The sequence below is a fragment of the Paenibacillus sp. P46E genome (assembly GCF_001909095.1).
Lineage (GTDB): Bacteria > Bacillota > Bacilli > Paenibacillales > Paenibacillaceae > Paenibacillus_AQ > Paenibacillus_AQ helianthi.
In genome coordinates, this window is the sequence record NZ_LVYZ01000066.1 from 150794 (window position 1) to 166855 (window position 16062).

20 protein-coding genes are annotated in these 16062 nt (G+C 51.0%); 3 read left to right on the forward strand and 17 right to left on the reverse strand.

All coding sequences use genetic code 11. The annotated features are described in order from the left end of the window. The 13 genes from amaP to A3849_RS25235 form a co-directional block, all read right to left on the reverse strand. On the reverse strand, positions 1 to 540 hold the full coding sequence (gene amaP, locus A3849_RS25170) for an alkaline shock response membrane anchor protein AmaP (RefSeq protein ID WP_074085286.1): 540 nt from the start codon (positions 538 to 540) through the stop codon (positions 1 to 3). A 73-nt stretch (positions 541 to 613) separates the two neighbouring features. Continuing rightward, positions 614 to 1030: an Asp23/Gls24 family envelope stress response protein gene (locus A3849_RS25175; protein WP_074085287.1), complete on the reverse strand. Its 417-nt coding sequence runs from the start codon at positions 1028 to 1030 to the stop codon at positions 614 to 616. 116 nt (positions 1031 to 1146) lie between these two features. After that, complete coding sequence (gene accC, locus A3849_RS25180; protein WP_074113846.1) at positions 1147 to 2490, reverse strand: acetyl-CoA carboxylase biotin carboxylase subunit; 1344 nt, start codon at positions 2488 to 2490, stop codon at positions 1147 to 1149. Positions 2491 to 2546: 56 nt separating this feature from the next. Then, the gene (accB, locus tag A3849_RS25185) at positions 2547 to 3053 is read right to left on the reverse strand and encodes an acetyl-CoA carboxylase biotin carboxyl carrier protein (protein ID WP_074113847.1); all 507 of its coding nucleotides are present in this window, start codon (positions 3051 to 3053) and stop codon (positions 2547 to 2549) included. 280 nt (positions 3054 to 3333) lie between these two features. After that, positions 3334 to 4251: a SpoIIIAH-like family protein gene (locus A3849_RS25195; RefSeq protein WP_074113849.1), complete on the reverse strand. Its 918-nt coding sequence runs from the start codon at positions 4249 to 4251 to the stop codon at positions 3334 to 3336. A 118-nt stretch (positions 4252 to 4369) separates the two neighbouring features. Further along, positions 4370 to 5014, reverse strand: coding sequence for a stage III sporulation protein AG (gene spoIIIAG / locus A3849_RS25200; protein ID WP_074113850.1), 645 nt, complete (start codon positions 5012 to 5014; stop codon positions 4370 to 4372). A 36-nt stretch (positions 5015 to 5050) separates the two neighbouring features. Next, the gene (locus A3849_RS25205; protein WP_074113851.1) at positions 5051 to 5842 is read right to left on the reverse strand and encodes a stage III sporulation protein AF; all 792 of its coding nucleotides are present in this window, start codon (positions 5840 to 5842) and stop codon (positions 5051 to 5053) included. A 26-nt stretch (positions 5843 to 5868) separates the two neighbouring features. Next, positions 5869 to 7119 carry a stage III sporulation protein AE gene (gene spoIIIAE, locus A3849_RS25210; RefSeq protein WP_074113852.1) on the reverse strand — a complete coding sequence of 417 codons (1251 nt, stop codon included), beginning with the start codon at positions 7117 to 7119 and terminating at the stop codon, positions 5869 to 5871. A 50-nt stretch (positions 7120 to 7169) separates the two neighbouring features. Then, positions 7170 to 7559: a stage III sporulation protein AD gene (spoIIIAD, locus tag A3849_RS25215; RefSeq protein ID WP_039875230.1), complete on the reverse strand. Its 390-nt coding sequence runs from the start codon at positions 7557 to 7559 to the stop codon at positions 7170 to 7172. Between the two features lie 9 nt (positions 7560 to 7568). Continuing rightward, positions 7569 to 7772 carry a stage III sporulation protein AC gene (gene spoIIIAC, locus A3849_RS25220; protein WP_020426549.1) on the reverse strand — a complete coding sequence of 68 codons (204 nt, stop codon included), beginning with the start codon at positions 7770 to 7772 and terminating at the stop codon, positions 7569 to 7571. A gap of 13 nt (positions 7773 to 7785) precedes the next feature. Then, entirely contained in the window at positions 7786 to 8304 is a 519-nt protein-coding gene (gene spoIIIAB, locus A3849_RS25225; protein WP_074113853.1) for a stage III sporulation protein SpoIIIAB, read from the reverse strand. Beyond that, a complete protein-coding gene (gene spoIIIAA, locus A3849_RS25230) occupies positions 8297 to 9301 on the reverse strand; it encodes a stage III sporulation protein AA (protein ID WP_074113854.1) in 1005 nt (334 codons plus the stop codon). The genes spoIIIAB and spoIIIAA overlap by 8 nt, the downstream gene beginning before the upstream one ends. An 84-nt stretch (positions 9302 to 9385) precedes the next feature. Further along, a complete protein-coding gene (locus A3849_RS25235; protein WP_074113855.1) occupies positions 9386 to 9649 on the reverse strand; it encodes a YqhV family protein in 264 nt (87 codons plus the stop codon). A gap of 277 nt (positions 9650 to 9926) precedes the next feature. Between A3849_RS25235 and A3849_RS25240 the strand changes: the two genes are divergently transcribed. After that, positions 9927 to 10793, forward strand: a complete 867-nt coding sequence (locus A3849_RS25240) for a YitT family protein (protein WP_074113856.1) — start codon at positions 9927 to 9929, stop codon at positions 10791 to 10793. A 54-nt stretch (positions 10794 to 10847) separates the two neighbouring features. Here the strand turns inward: A3849_RS25240 and A3849_RS25245 are convergent, their stop codons facing one another. From A3849_RS25245 to A3849_RS25260, 4 genes are all read right to left on the reverse strand, one after another. After that, positions 10848 to 12101, reverse strand: coding sequence for an aspartate kinase (locus tag A3849_RS25245; RefSeq protein WP_074113857.1), 1254 nt, complete (start codon positions 12099 to 12101; stop codon positions 10848 to 10850). Between the two features lie 215 nt (positions 12102 to 12316). Continuing rightward, entirely contained in the window at positions 12317 to 12874 is a 558-nt protein-coding gene (gene efp / locus A3849_RS25250) for an elongation factor P (protein WP_074085298.1), read from the reverse strand. A gap of 45 nt (positions 12875 to 12919) precedes the next feature. Further along, positions 12920 to 13987, reverse strand: a complete 1068-nt coding sequence (locus A3849_RS25255) for a M24 family metallopeptidase (RefSeq protein ID WP_074113858.1) — start codon at positions 13985 to 13987, stop codon at positions 12920 to 12922. A gap of 74 nt (positions 13988 to 14061) precedes the next feature. After that, positions 14062 to 14553 carry a YqhR family membrane protein gene (locus A3849_RS25260; RefSeq protein ID WP_074113859.1) on the reverse strand — a complete coding sequence of 164 codons (492 nt, stop codon included), beginning with the start codon at positions 14551 to 14553 and terminating at the stop codon, positions 14062 to 14064. 207 nt (positions 14554 to 14760) lie between these two features. Between A3849_RS25260 and A3849_RS25265 the strand changes: the two genes are divergently transcribed. Then, a complete protein-coding gene (locus A3849_RS25265; RefSeq protein WP_143186213.1) occupies positions 14761 to 15708 on the forward strand; it encodes a DUF1385 domain-containing protein in 948 nt (315 codons plus the stop codon). 7 nt (positions 15709 to 15715) lie between these two features. After that, entirely contained in the window at positions 15716 to 16057 is a 342-nt protein-coding gene (locus A3849_RS25270) for a hypothetical protein (RefSeq protein WP_074113860.1), read from the forward strand. The last annotated feature ends 5 nt before the right edge of the window (positions 16058 to 16062 follow it).

Sequence of the window (16062 nt, forward strand, 5' to 3'; positions counted from 1 at the left end):
CTATTCCACTCGACTTTTGAAGCTTGGAGACTGTGTGAGGTTAGCAATGTATACCGAGACGTCCGCTACAGGAATACCGGTCGTTTCCTGCACAAAATCATGCACCTGGCGCTGAACCTCGGTAGTCAGCAACGGAAGGGAATGCTCCCCGTCCACAACTGCGCGGATCATAATCTCAAGACCCGCCTGTGAGACCCGGATTCGCGACTTCAAATCTCTGATTCCCTTGACTTTGCCGGCAGCCTTCAGGCTCAGGTTCTCAATCGTTTCCATGGAGATTTGAATATCACCATACTCTGTGCGCTGATCGACCGAAGGCAAGGATGCCCGGTCACGCCGCAGTGAAATGTAGAAGAAACGGATGCTGAGCAGGAACAAAATGACAGCAACAGCTATGGCAGCTATATATGCCTCAGGTCTGTCCAGCATTTCAAAGGAGTCCGGAATAGCACCGCTTAACAGGAGGATGGCAATTACAGATAATATTCCGATGCATAAGCTGTAGAGGAACAGCAGGAGCCTGTCCAAAATTTTTGCCACGAGTCTCATAACCTCCTCAAATTAGAGTAAACCCTCGACGGTGCTGTCGGGGGTTTATGGAAGAAAGCTGGCTTTATTTCACGCGGAGAACCGCGTCCGTTTCTTCGTTCTTGTCTACAGCAGTGTTGCTGCGGAACTGAACATCATGAATATGCACATTCACTTCAACTACGGTCAGACCAGTCATGGTCTCGATCGAACGTTTCACGTTGCGCTGAATTTCTGCAGCCACTTCCGGGAGACGGTTGCCGTACTCGATAATCACGGACACATCCACTGCAGCTTCGCGTTGCCCAACCTCTACCTTTACACCTTTGGAGAGGTTCTTGCGGCCTAGAAGTTCAACGATGCCTCCGGCAAAACCGCCGCTCATACCTGCCACACCTTTAACTTCCACAGTTGCCAAACCTGCGATTACCTCAATCACTTCTGGAGCGATCTGGATTTCACCGATTTCCGTACGTTCGTATTCTGTCGGCAATGTACTCATTGTGGACTCACACCTTTCAAAGAAAAAGTTGTTCAATATTTCAAGCGCAAAGCACGTCTCTTATTAAACATACTATATCATTTGGCGAACTTTATGACAAACAAAGCAAAGCCGTCCTAAATTTCATAATCCTCCAGGAATTTAATATCAAAATTACCGTCCAAAAACACCGGATGCTCCAGCAATTTCTGGTGGAATGAAATCGTTGTATGTATGCCTTCCACAGCAAATTCAGAGAGCGCCCGCTTCATCTTGGCGATGGCTTCCTGGCGGGTCGGAGCCCATACAATGAGCTTGGCAATCATTGAGTCATAAAAAGGGGAGATCGTATACCCCGGGTATGCTGCGCTGTCCACCCGTACACCTAAACCTCCCGGCGGGAGATAAAAACCGATTTTGCCCGGTGAAGGCATGAAGTTCTTCTCCGGATCTTCCGCATTGATCCGGCATTCAATGGACCAGCCATTGATGTGAATGTCTTCCTGGGTAAAGGACAAAGGGTTGCCTTCCGCAACAGAAATCATCTCTTTGATCAGGTCGACACCCGTGACCATCTCTGTTACCGGATGCTCAACCTGAATCCGGGTGTTCATTTCCATGAAATAAAATTGGCCATCCGGTCCAAGCAGGAATTCGAGTGTACCCGCACCCGAGTAATTCACGGCTTGAGCGGCACGTACGGCAGCCTGGCCCATGGCATCGCGGATATCCTGAGTCAGAACCGAGCAAGGTGCTTCTTCAATCAGTTTCTGACGCCGGCGCTGGACAGAACAGTCCCGTTCACCCAAATGCACCACATTGCCATGGTTGTCGGCAATAATCTGAATCTCCACATGCTTCATACCTGTCAGGAATTTCTCCAGGTAAACCCCGGCATTGCCGAAGGCCTTTTGCGCTTCCTGCTGGGCAGCTGTAATCTGCTTCACCAGGGATTCCTCATCCTCGGCTATGCGGATGCCCTTGCCTCCGCCGCCTGCAGTAGCTTTGACGATAATCGGGTAGCCGATATCACGGCCCAGCATGACTGCCTCCTCTACATCACCCACAAGCCCGTCAGAGCCCGGAATAATCGGAACGCCCGCCAGTTTCATCGTTTCCTTGGCCACAGCCTTGTCACCCATGCGGGTGATGGCATCCGGCGAAGGTCCGATAAAAGTGATGTTGCAGGATTCACAAATCTCTGCGAAATCCGCATTCTCGGCCAAAAATCCGTAACCGGGATGAATGGCGTCGCATTCCGTCAATGTAGCTACACTCATAATATTGGTAAAGTTCAGATAGCTGTCCTTGGCTGGCATCGGGCCAATGCAGTACGCTTCATCAGCCAGCCGGACATGCAATGAATCCCGGTCAGGCTCCGAGTAAACCGCAACGGTGGATATGCCCAGTTCACGGCAAGCTCTGATAATGCGGACCGCGATTTCACCGCGGTTGGCAATCAACACTTTTTGAATGTTCATGCGTTTCCTCCCAAAGTTTAACGAAGCTTGCTAGCTCCTCATGATTCTCGCGGCTGTTATTCCGGTTTCACCAGGAACAGAGGCTGACCATATTCAACAAGCTGGCCATTCTCCGCGAGGACAGACACGATTTCGCCTCTGACTTCCGCCTCCAGCTCATTCATCAGCTTCATGGCTTCAATGATGCAGACCGTTGATTTTTCACTAACCCGGTCGCCCACATTGACAAAGGATGGGGTTTCTGGAGAAGCCGCACTATAAAAGGTCCCTACCATCGGAGAGACAATTTTATGCAGTGTGCCTTCTGTAGAGACCGGCTGCTGAGATGCTGCCGGAATTTCGGTCACTACCGCAGGTGCAGCATACTGCTGGCTTTGCGGCTGAGGGGCTGGCGTAAAAGGATAGGCATAAGGAGTCGCCTGAATCGCCATACCATCCGCTTCAGAGCGATCCGGTTTGCGGATAGCAAGCTTCATTCCTTCGCTTTCAATCTCCAGTTCGTGTACGGAGGAGGTTTGGTCCAGCAATTTAATCAGTTCCTTAATCTCGCTTAACTTGAACATTCAATAGTTCACTCCTTCAGCTTTCTCTCGAAGCCACAAGCAAAAAAGGCTTCTCCGTTCTTCTCAGGAAGCGTATGCTTCAAATGACATGCAGTTTTACCCGAAACGCTTTCAGATACCCGCTTCTTGCAAGAAATATAAAAAAGAAAAACAATGTGCCACTTATTCTTCTTATATTCCAAGATAACTTTATGTATTATATCACAAACGCTAGAAATGGAAAGAGCCCGGGGTAACCCGAGCTCTTTCGGCATTTTCTGTTGTTTTTCTCAAGCGGATATTATTGCTCGGATACATACTGGACTCTAATCTTATCCTGTGTGACACTCAGTTCCTTCATAACAAGGTCTACAATTCCAACCGCCTGCTTCACATCAAGCTTGTCACTGAGGACAACAACGGTATAGGTATCGCCGGATTCCTCTTTGACAATGGCTTCACCGTACTTTTGCTGCAGCTGATCCTCAATGCTGGTAATTTTGGATTTCTTTTCCTCCAGCTTATTCAGTTGCTCATTGGCTGCCGCATTCTCGGCAGGTGTCTTATCCATGTTATTGATTGTGGCGAGCAGATCGTTCTGGTCTTTCAGATTCTTCTGCTCGCGTTCATACAGATAGTTGGTGAATAGGCTGCTGGCTGAAACACTTTGTGAAGCTACTTCGTCCAGGATTGCAGCGTCGCCTTTTGCTGGATTCTTCTCCGTATTGGCGGCTGCGCTGTCTTTGCCTGTTTTCGTGTTATTTTTGTCTATTTTGGAGGGACTTGCAGTAGGGTCTGAAGTCGGAGCCGGTGTCTTATCGGCTTCTGCTGTAATCGTTTTTTCTGAGGAAATGCCGGCATCAGCGGCTGTGCTGTCCTTATCGGTTACTGCATTGGCAGCCTTGTCTTTATCATTCGATGTGGCCGCCTTACTACTGTCATCTGTAACGGCAGCTGTGCTGCTGTCTTCCTTCACTGTGGCATTGCCTGCATCCCCGGTTACCCCTTGCGTAGATACTTCGTTGATAACCAGTCCGCTGTCCAGAGCAGGAGACTGGGCTCCGTCGGCTCCGCTTTTAATATTATCCACCTGCATACTGCCAGCCGTTTCCTTGGGAACAGCGGCACCCGAGTCTTCCGTAAATAAATAGTATGCGGAGAGAACCACCATCAAACTGAGCATGGAAACCAACCAAATTGTCTGTCGTTTGCCCTTCATTTATAATTCCTCCTAAAAGTTTTGTTAGCATTTACTCCCTGGGTTTTCTTCGTACAAAACTCACTCCGGAAGCATACGCTTAGTTTTGTTAGCATGAACTACAGTACGAATGAATCGGCTATTCCTGCTTGCGCGGAACTACGGATATGCGATAACCTGGCACGTTCAGGCCTTTTTCTATCGCCTCTTCAATCAGACCCCTGACAATTTTGTTCTCTGCACCTTTGGCGACAACCAGCACACCACGCACCTGGGGTTTGATCCGCTTGGTAATAATCGGGGTTTCATCGCCTGACTGGCTGTAGGTAACGATTTCGCCATCCCTTGTATACTGTGTGGTGTGACGTTTACCGCCGCTGGCATCTGTTTCTTCGCTCTGCTGCTGGGAATCGTTCATATTGCGCTGTACTACGATTTCCTCTGTAGAATCCACGGTAACCATGATATCCACTGTGCCGACACCGACGATTTTCTCCAGAATCTCTTTGGTGCGGTTCTCCATCGCCTGTTCAATGCTGTCAAAAGAATCGGAGGCTGCTCCATTCCCCTGCTGCAGGGTCGCCTGTGAACTTTCGATTGGCGGCGGCTCACGCCCCGTATTCTCGCTGTCCAGCTTCTTCACATTCACAAAGGAGTTGAACAGCATAATTGCCGCGCCGAGCAGCCCGAGAATAATCAGCCAGCGGAAAGTGTGACTCCGCTTCGGACTGCCAGAACCACCGCCTCCAGCCCATTGCTCAAGTTTTTTCAGCCAGTTGCCCATCTCTTATCCTCCCTGCAGTCGCGTGATTGGTTAGGTTTACAGCTTTGCTTCCCCGGTAATGCTCTTCTGCACATGAATGACTTCCCGGCTCAGATTCCAGTTCTGCTCCAACAGCTTGATGATCGACTCAGCCTGGTCTTGGTCCAACCCGCTTCCCGGTGTGGCACTGCTGCCCTCCGGTATGTCAGGTGAGGATGTCGCGGATGCGGCGGCGGAAGTCTTATCGGAATCAGAGCCCAGATTAACCTGTACCGGCTCTACTGGTGTAATAACAATCGACTCCGAGGGTGAGCCTGTTGTTGTGCCCGTCGCCGCCCCGCTGCCTGTTCCTGAGCCAGAGAATGCAGCTGGAAAGGATACGTTCACCGAAGCTATCACCGGTACAGCTTCACCCTGAGTGGTATCAGAGGCTTTTCCCATCCCCAGCGTCACTGTAACCTTGGCACCCTGCACACCGGTGATCCCGGCAATCTGGTTTCGCATCTGCCCGGCAACCTCTTCAGCAGCCAGCTTCAGGCTCTGCTCCTGCGCTCCTGCCGCCAGCACCCGGCCCTCTGCCAGAATCTTCTCCAAAGAACCCGCACCTTTCCCTGCTCCCGAGAACACTCCGCCTTTCTTCTCCTGCTGATTCATGGCCAGGCTAAGCTCTCCGGTGACATCTCCCTTCAGCAGGGCCACAATAGGGCTAAGTAGGGTCAGCAGCACCAGAAGGCTAAGCACCAGCCTGGCATACCGCTCCATGGATTTGCTAGGCAGCAGCATTTCCACAAAAGCAGCCAACAGCACCACCAGAATAAGTTCCCTAAGCCAACCGCCCAACCAGGTCATTGTCTTTCCTCCCAACAGTTTGTACCTCACCTCATCATGACGGTGACATTTCCGGCGGTCAGCATGATTGTGACAGCCAGGAAGAACATGAGCGATACGGCGGCCAGCGCCGCGAACACGTAGATCATGCTCTTGCCGATCGTCTGCAGACAAGTAACAATCGGCGTCTCGCCCAAGGGCTGCATTACGGCCGCAGCCACGTTGTAGATGAGGGCGAGCACGAGTATTTTAATGGCCGGAAATGCGCAAAGGAACAAAATGATAATGACACCCGAAAGCCCGATGGCGTTCTTCACCAGAAGCGATGCAGAAATCACCGTATCGGTGGCATCTGCGAACATTTTGCCGATGACCGGCACAAAGTTTCCTGTAATGTATTTGGCGGCGCGGAGGGTTACTCCGTCCGTCACCGAACTGGTAATCCCTCTGACGGAGATGACTCCAAGGAATACGGTCAGCAGTACGCCCAGCAGTCCGGCACCGACATTTCGCAGCAGATTGGCAAGCTGGGTTAACTTGTATTTCTCCGACATCGCACTCACCAGATGCAGCACCGCGGAGAAAAAGAACAGCGGGAAAATCACGGTATGAATGAGCGTGCTTACGGTATGAATCATGAATACAATCAGCGGATGGGTGACGGAGACGGTCACGATATTCCCCATGGATGCCAGCAGTGCGAACAGCAACGGGATCATGGCCATCATGAAGTCAGACATGTGGTCGATAGCATCCTTTGCATATCCTATAGCTACGTTGAAACTGTTCACAGCAATGACCAGTACAACCATGTAACAGAGCATATAGGCGATTTTGCTAACCGATTTGCGTTCAAAAGCGGTCTGCAGCGTTTCGAGAATCATGCTGAGTACGCTGATCATAACGATCGTTACCAGCAGCTTGCCATTGAAAAGCACCTCATGCCACATGTAAGAGGTCAGGCCGGACATTACGCTTTTGAAGCTTAGGCCGTTATCTCCAGGCAGCAGCATATCCATCAGCGAAGGTGTTTTGCCTTCCGGAAAAAATCCCCCATAGTCCTTCATCAGCTGATTCCAGTACGACTCCACCTCACCCGTAGGCAGATTCTGCACCTGTCCCTTTACCCAGTGGTCTACCGCGGAGGAACCTCCCTGAGTTGTGGGCTGCGGCGAAGGTGATGGTGTAGTTTGGGCTGCGAAGGCTATTCCTGAGCCCCACAGCAGCAGCAATAAGCAGGGCAGAAGGAGCAGGATTGTTTTTAGTTTTGGTGGCCGAAAAACATTGCGCGCACGCATATCCTTTCCCCCGCTCTGCTTCTAACTTCTTCTGTCGTCAAGGTGTTTGCTCATGCCGGCAGAAGCTTCATTACCGTCTCGATAATAATGCTGATAATCGGAACAGCCAGCACCATAATCAGCACCTTACCGGCCAGCTCTATCTTGGAAGCAATGGATTCCTGCCCGGCGTCGCGCACAATCTGCGCTCCAAACTCTGCGATATAGGAAATCCCTATAATTTTGAATACAGTTTTGATGTAGATCATTTCCATACCCGAGGACTCCGCCACCCGCTCCAGCGTCCCCAGAATCGTTCCAATCTTGCCGATCAGGAACAGGAAGATCAGAATGCCTGCGGCAGTGGTCAGCAGGAAGGCGAACATCGGCTTTTGTTCCTTGAGTACGAGTATCAGGACCGTCGACAAGAGCCCAATTCCTACCACTTGAATAATTTCCATAACCTTGGCCTATTGAAAAAGAAAAATCGTTTTGATTTCCTGGAGCAGGCCGTCCAGCATACGTATGACCATAAATAACACGATGATGAAGCCGACAATGGTAACCCAGTGGGCGATGTCTTCCTTGCCCATCTGCTTTAGCACCGTGTGGATCATGGCGATAATGATGCCGATGCCGGCAATTTGGAAGATTGCGTTGACTTCAATATTCATTCCTGGCACCTCGCTAAAAGATCAATATGACGATCAATGCTCCAAGCAGCAGACCCAGGCTTTTGCTCATTTTTTCATATCTGCCCTGATCTTCTCTGGCCACTGTCTCCTCCTGCTTCAACTGCTGCAAAGCCAGCGCGATGTGAGTGCTCTGATTCGATCTGTCGCTCGTGCCCAGCGTGCAGCTGAGCTGACGGAGTATCTCCTTCTCCGTGCCTTTCAACGAAGCCGCCCTCCAGTGCTCCTCCATCGCCATGGAGATCGCTTCTTCGGCGCTGCGGTCCAGCGGGGGGCTCATCTCCACGGCCGCAGTGATGAAAAAAGCTCTCAGCGGCTCCTTCGACTGCATCCCGATCCGGCGCAGTGCTTCCGGCAGCGGGGTATAGCCATATTGAATCTCGGTCTCCAGCCGCTGCAGGGCTGCGATCAGGCCTCTGATGTGCCGTGGCCTGTCTGCATACTGTGCAGCCCGCTTGAAGCCGGCCAGCGTGCCTGCCAGGACAATAAGCACTGCTCCGAACAGCTTAAGCATGGCGTTCACCGCCCAGTGTTTCCCCAGGCGAGACCAATAGCAGGCTGCGCTTCTGCCCGTCCAATATCCGGAAGGTTAATCCCGCTTCTGCCCGGTGCAGGATGACATACCGCTCGAACATCCGGTGCTCCAAGAGTGCACCCAGGCCAGGCCGCCGGGCCAGCTCAGATACTTCCTTGCCGTGGGCAGAAGCGACGACCGAAATGCCCGCGTGAAGCGCTTCGGTCACGGCGTCGGCATCCTCGAGGCGGCCGATCTCATCGGCGATCAGCACATCGGGCGAGAGCGACCGGATCATCATCATCATCCCTTCGGCTTTGGGGCAACCGTCGAGGATATCCGTCCGGGGACCGACATCAAAAGCGGGAATGCCGCGGCGGCTGCCGGCGATTTCGGAGCGTTCATCTACGATGCCGACCTTCAGGCCGGGCCGGCTGCCCTCTCGCATGTTCTTTCCACCTGCTGAGATCTGTCTGGCAAGATCGCGCAGCAGAGTGGTTTTGCCATGCTGTGGCGGCGAGAGAATCAGCGTATGCAGGATCCGCTGCCGTCCCTTGTCGAGCAGGTAAGGCAGAATGCCGTCGGCAATGCCCAGCACCTCCCGTGCAATCCGCACATTAAAACCGGTAATGTCCCGCAGATGCTCCACACCCCCGCCGCTCAGCACGGTCCGTCCGGCCAATCCAATCCGGTGTCCCCCGGGAATCGTAATGAACCCCTTGCGAAGCTCCTCTTCCATTGTATAGAGCGAATGATTGCTGATCAGGTCCAGCAGCCTGTGCGCATCTTCACGGTCCGGCTTGTACGCTTCTTCGGGGTTCAGCGTCAGGCTTCCGCCTGGGCCGAGAAAATGGTATTTGCCCCCGGAATAATTGATTTCCAGCGGGCGCCCTTCGCGGACGCGGATCTCTTCCACTTTTTCGAGCAGCGGAGCCGGCAAGCCTCTCAGCAGTGCTCTTACTTTTTCAGGAAACAATAGCAGCCATTCATTAGCCATACAGAGTACCCCCAAGTTGTCCTCTTCTTTAAATAGCTTTAATCCATACTTATGCTTGTACGCGTGCTTTATGACTATCATCTATCATTTTTTTAGAATTCCGATTAAGAGAAAGGCTACCCCGCAGCCAATCCAGCCAAGCTTGCCCCAAGACAACTCCTGTGCCATCCCCGTCAGTCCGACTGCCGTAGTCAGAATCAGAATAGTCGGCCCTACAAGAGCCAATCCGGAATTGACCGCCAGTGCCTTGTCCACCTGGTTCAGCTTCAGCATGATCAGGGCCGCCATTATTTCCACACTACCTGAGAGCAGCCGCAGCGCTGCCATCCAGCTCACATACTTGTCCATTCCTTTTCACTCCTTTCAAAAAAATCATATCTTAGGATTCTTACGATATTTCGTGCTGTAATCCATGGATATGCGGGACGGGCCCGCTTTAGACAAGAAGAAATGAACGATTATACCAATCAAAGTGTGAAAGAAATCATAGTGCCCCCCTCTATAAAAAAATATCATCAGTATGATAAAATATATTTTGCACGTTTCAAACATGTTAATTTGGAAAATAGAAGTACTCGTTGTTGGACAGACTATCTAGACACCGGAAGAAGAGGGGATTCATGTCATGCAAGTTCGCAATGTTGTAGTGCCGCTCGTTTCAGGGCCCGTAGCCAAGCAAGTCAAAGAAGTCGCCATTATTATTTTCTCGGCCTTTCTGTTAGCGAGCGGGCTGCGCCTGTTCCTCATTCCGCATCAGCTGCTGAGTGGCGGAGTTGCGGGAACGGCATCCGTCATCGGTTATCTAAGCCATCCAAAGTACATTTCGCTGTATTATTTCGCCATCAATCTGCCCATCCTGATTTGGGGTTTTGTCGCTGTAGGAAAAAAATACATCTGCTATAGTCTGCTGTCGGTCGTGTCGACTACATGGTTTCTCAACATTATTCCGTTAATCAAGCTGACCAAAGATCCTATTCTGGCGAGTATCTTTGGCGGAGTTATCATCGCAGGGGGGGTAGGCTTCTCACTTCGTGCCGGAGGATCTTCCGGGGGATTTGATATCCTGGGCTCCATCATTACCCGCAAACGCGATATTCCGATGGGCACCGTACTGTTTGTAATGGATGGACTGGTCATACTGAGCCTGGGCTTCTTCAAAAGCTGGGACTCCGCCCTGTACGCCATGCTCTGTATTTTCGTCAAAAGCCGTGTAGTCGATATGATCCATATCCGCCATATCAAGCTGACCTGCTTCATTGTCACCAAGGAGCGCGAAAAGATGCTGAGCCGCCTTACTTGTCTGCCTCATGGCGTCACTGTAGTCAATGCGGAAGGCGGATACAGCCACGAGGGCAATACCATGCTCATGACCGTAACCACCCGCTACGAGCTGGCCGAGCTGCGCAAGACGATCCTTGAGACAGACCCCAAATCATTCGTGAACGTGCTGGAGACTGTGGAGATTGTTGGCCGGTTCAGAAGATTGGGATAAAAAAATGCCCCGAAGCCAATTAAGGCTTCGGGGCATTTCATATGAGTAAGGCTTCTAGCGGCGGTCTTTGGGTCCACCCACAAATGCCTGCTCTTCTGTATCCAGATTGTAGGCGGTGTGAAGCGCCTGGATGATCTTTTGCAGATTGCCGGATTCAATGACACAGGACACTTTGATCTCGGAGGTGCTGACCATCTTGATGCTCACACCTTCCTTGGAGATCACTTCGAACATTTGCGCCGCTACACCAGGATGGCTGACCATACCCGCGCCGACAATGGATACCTTGACCAGATTATCCTCGGAAGTAACTTCGCGGTAAGGAAGCGCGCTGTGGAGCCCCTCAATCACCTCTTTAGCATGCGCCAGCTCGCTCAGTGCGACGGTAAAGGAGAAGTCAGCCTTCTCGTTCTGAACACCGCTCTGTACGATAATATCGACGTCAACCCCCTCTTCGGCAAGCTTGCCGAAGACCTGGGCAAGCACACCCGGCTCATCGGGCACGCCCAAAATACTAATCCGCGCCACATTCTTGTCATAAGCAATTCCGCTAACTACTACACCCTGCTCCATGCTTGCTTCCTCCTTCACAACAGTACCTTCATTATGATTAAAGCTCGATCTGACGACCAGCTTCACTTGATATCGCTTCGCATATTCTACAGCCCGCGGATGCAGCACAGCTGCTCCCAGATTAGCCAGCTCCAGCATCTCATCGTAAGAGATCTCCTTCAGCTTGCGCGCTGTCTTGACAATACGCGGATCCGTAGAATAAATGCCGTCTACATCCGTGTAGATTTCACAGACATCCGCTTTGATGGCGGCGGCCAACGCTACCGCTGTGGTATCCGAGCCCCCACGGCCCAGTGTGGTAATCTCTCCGTCCAGGGTCATCCCCTGAAAACCGGCCACAATTACGATCTGCTCACGCTCCAGGGACTCCAGGACGCGGCGTGGAACGATTTCATTGATCCGTGCCCGGCCATGTGTCCCGTCCGTCCGAAAGCCTGCCTGCCAGCCAGTATACGATACAGCGCTGCGGCCAATCCCATGCAGGGCAATGGAGAGCAGCGCCACAGAGATTTGTTCTCCGGTAGTCATTAGCATATCCATTTCGCGTGCAGGCGGCTGCCCGTTCAGCTGCTTGGCCTGATCGATCAATTCATCCGTAGTATCTCCCATAGCGGATACAACCACAACGCAGCGGTGACCCTCATCCTGCTTGGCTGCGATGCGCCCCGCAACGCGTTTCATTCGTTCAATGTCGCCGACGGAGCTGCCTCCGAATTTCATGACATAAAGTGACAAAGTCCATTTCACTCCCTATTTCGGTCTATGTAACAGCCTAGAATTAATTTCGTGCTTTAAACCAGTATAATACGAAAAACACCTCATGCGTTAATGGTTTCACAAAAATTCTAATCTGAACACAGTTTCTGGCTAACCGGATGGTACGAAAAAAGCCCCGCCGCATATGCGGGGAGGCTGGTGCAGAAAAAACTGCATCTCTACTCTGGGAAATTCTAAGCGCGGGAAATATATTTGCCTTCGCGGGTATCAACCAGCAGAACATCGTTTTCATTGATGAACAGCGGAACCTGAACCGTATGGCCTGTTTCCAGTACAGCCGCTTTGGTTGCGCCTTGAGCCGTGTTCCCTTTAACACCCGGTTCTGTTTCAGTAACCTTCAGTTCAACGCTGGTAGGCAGGTTAATGCCGAGGATTTCACCTTTGAAGCTGACGATATTTACGGTCATATTTTCTTTGAGGAAGTTAAGCTCCCATTCTAATTGTTTGGCAGACAGCTCGAACTGATCGTAGGTTTCATTGTCCATGAATACATGTTCCGATCCGCTTGCATACAGATATTGTACTCCACGGTTTTCGATGATGGCACGGCCAATGGTTTCACCGGCACGGAAGGTACGTTCAACGGTGTTGCCGTTGCGCAGGTTCTTAAGCTTGGAGCGCACGAATGCGGCACCTTTACCTGGCTTCACATGCTGGAAATCGATGACAGTAAAAATATCACCCTCTACTTCTACGGTCAAGCCTGTTTTGAAATCGTTAACTGAAATCACTAAAAATCCCTCCTGGAATCAATAATTTACCCGATTAAAGCAGTCTTACAGTACCAAATAATCCTTTGAAGAATGAGTCAGCAGCGAAATGCCGCTCTCGGTGATTACGATATCATCTTCGATCCGCACACCGCCAAGTCCGGACAAGTAAATACCCGGCTCCACAGTCACGACCATGCCCGGTTGCATAATTTCATCAGCCAGCTTGGACAAACGAGGGTATTCATGAACCTCCATACCCAAACCGTGCCCTGTGCTGTGTCCGAAATATTCCCCGTAGCCATAGCGGGTGATAATATCACGTGCTAACGCATCGCATTCCCGACCGGTCATACCCGGCTTGATATTTGCCAGCGTATGTAGCTGAGCTTCAAGCACAATATCGTAAATTTCTTTCAGCTTGGGGTCCGGAGAGCCCAGAGCTATAGTACGAGTTACGTCCGAGCAGTAGCCGTCCAACAGTGCACCGAAATCGAAGGTTACGAATTCATTGTTCTGAATGACCTTGCTGCTTGCCACACCATGCGGCATTGCCGACCGTTCACCGGAAGCGACAATCGTATCGAACGAAGAACAGGTTGCGCCGTGGGTGCGCATGTAGAATTCCATTTCAAGATCCACATCACGTTCGGTCATGCCGGGCTTGATCACATTCAGGATGTGACTGAACGTAGCATCCGCCAGATCGGCAGCACGCTGCATAACCGCCAGTTCCTCTTCATCCTTGAACGCCCGCAGATTCTCTACAGCCTTGGAAACCGGCACCAGCACCGCCGGCTGCAATGCAGCTGCATAGGCTGTATAGGCACTGAAAGTCACATCATCCTGCTCGAAACCGATACGGACATTTGCACCCTGCAGCAGTTCGCGGACAGTGTCAATAAACTTCGAACTGTGTTGAACAACCTTCATACCTGTTACCTGTTCCGCCGCCTGTGTCATATACCTGAAGTCAGTCAGAAGATAGCTGTCATCGCCGGTAACCAGAACATAACCGGAAGAACCGGTGAATCCGCTCAAATAGCGGCGGTTAATGCCGCTGGTTATTAAGAATGCATCCAATCCCTGTTCCTGCAAAACCTTCCGCAGCTTGGAGACACGCTTGTTGCCCATTTTCATTCTCCTCTCGAAATAGCCACATTGTATTTTAACATAGGGTCATGTCCTTGAGAAGTTTTTTCGGGCGCTCAGGCAAGCTTTGTCTTCTGTTCACGTTTTCGTTCATCCGTATACTCGATTGCCGCTGTATATCCTATGAACAATCCCCAGAGTAAAAAGATGCAGAACTCGCTGATTACAGAGTTCCACGACAGGCGAAATGGCGGCTGCTGCAGAAACAGCCATGATCCGGCGAGGAAGATCGCCGACCACCACAGCACCCCGTATATCATTCCCGGCCAAGGCCCCTTAATTTTGCGGAAGAGCAGTACATAGAGCAAGGTCGCTATAACCGAACAGGCAATAAAAAATAGATACCCTATAAGATGTCCCGCCGAAGTCTTCAAAAAATCATGTTTAAAAAAAGGCTCGGCCAAAAACCCCGGGAGCACTTTTGTAAAATGCATGGCATACATCAGCCAGCGCGCTCCTCCCCAGATCAGCCCGGCGAAATAACCCAGTTCCAAGGAGAAAGTCCATAGGTTGGTATGCTCCGATTTTTGCGTATAGGATTTGCTCATTCTGCTGCCTCACTTTCAATGGTTGGAATGCTTGTGCTGTCTCTCTGCTCCCAGTTCCTAGTATGTACAGCAAAAGGCAATCCAACTAGCAATGTCAGCATAAATTAGTTACAATGTATTATATAAATCACATTAATACACGGGAAGGTGAATTGGTTGTCCCAGGAAACTCCAAGTTACGGCGGGCAGGCCGTCATTGAAGGCGTTATGTTCGGCGGCAAGCATATTAACGTAACAGCCGTAAGAAGGAAGAATCAGGAAATCACATTTTTGGAGGTGCCGAGAAGCGATAAGAGCTGGGTTGTCAAGCTGCGCAAGATTCCGCTTCTCCGCGGCCTTGTCAGTATTATAGATTCCAGCGCCAAAGGCTCCAAACACTTGAATTACTCTGCAGAATCCTATGCAGAAGATTCTGCAGAGCCTGAAGATCTAGCCAAACAGCAGGAGAAAGCCAAGAAGAAGGAAGAGGGCTGGAGCCTGGGGATGATTTTTGGCGTAGCAGTTATGGGTATTTTATCATTCCTCTTCGGCAAGCTGATTTTCACTCTTGTGCCTGTCTTTGTAGAAACTTTTTTGTTTAAGGATGCATTTGATAACTACATTCTGCACAACCTCGTAGAAGGCGGAATTAAACTGATACTATTGCTCGTCTATCTCTGGGCCATTTCCCAGACTCCTGTGGTCAAGCGGTTGTTCCAGTACCATGGTGCCGAGCACAAGGTCATCAGCGCTTTTGAAGCCGGTGAAGAGCTCACTGTAGCAAATGTCCAGAAATACAGTCGTCTGCATTACCGCTGCGGAAGCAGCTTCATGATGCTGACGATCATCCTGGGTGTCATCATCTACTCGGTGTTCCCTTGGGATAGCCTGGTGGAACGTGTAGTGCAGCGTATTGTGCTGCTGCCGGTCGTCATCGGCATCTCCTTTGAGGTTCTGAAAGGGACCAATGCCGTGAGAGATATTCCGGGACTGAAATATCTCGGCTATCCCGGACTGTGGCTGCAGCTGCTCACCACCAAAGAGCCCAAAGATGAAATGGTCGAAGTCTCCATCGCCTCGTTCAACCGGATGCGGGAGCTGGATGCCGCAATCGAAGCAGGGGCATATTCGGAAGCAAGTGTGTCAGGCGGAATTTTGGATCCTGCGAAAGGATGAGTGGTCTATGATCAAGCATGCTTTGATTTTTTGGATAACAGTGTCGCTTGCGGTACTGGGTGTGGTAACACAGTTTATGATGTTTGGTTTCCGGGCACTGACGTCTTTGATTATACCGTTACTGCTTTTAGGAATTGTGTTTTATGCTTACCGGTCGGCTAAGTCGGGCTATGGACAGGGTCCTGGCAGATCCAAAACCAAGGTAAAACCTTCGCAAAAAACCATGGCCAAGGTCGCCGGTCTTCGCAAGACACAGCCAGCTACAACGGGTAAACGCAAGACCTATCCGTTCCAGGTGATTGAAGGCAGTAAGGGCAAGAACGACGAGCAGCTTCCCAAATATCATTAGAAGCT